General features: G+C 64.1%; 1 protein-coding gene. It reads right to left on the bottom strand.

What is annotated here, in order from left to right; all coding sequences use genetic code 11:
- On the bottom strand, window positions 1-256 hold a 256-nt coding region (locus GSM73_RS26790), incomplete at both ends, for an Ig-like domain-containing protein (protein ID WP_256676676.1).

The following is a 256-nucleotide window of genomic DNA, read 5'->3' as shown; positions in this document are numbered from 1 at the left end:
ACCGCCGTCGCTGGTGGTCAGGTTGGTCAGTTCACCGTTGGTGACGCTGAGGTCTGACAGATCGAAATCAGTCACCGGTTCGCTGAAGGTGAACGTCACCAGAGTCGTCTCGCCCGCCGTCAGGTTCGGGTCGGCGACCACGATGGTGGCCGTCGGCCGGGTGGCGTCGAGTGCGTAGTTGCTGGAAATCGCGATGCCCACGCCGGCGTTGCCGGCCAGGTCCTGCACATTGCTGGCGTCGAGCAGGATCAGGTTG

The sequence above is a fragment of the Pseudomonas sp. PICF6 genome (assembly GCF_009831705.1).
GTDB lineage: Bacteria > Pseudomonadota > Gammaproteobacteria > Pseudomonadales > Pseudomonadaceae > Aquipseudomonas > Aquipseudomonas rhizophila.
Note: the sequence above shows the minus strand (reverse complement) of the source record. Positions and strands in the feature narration are given on the sequence as shown.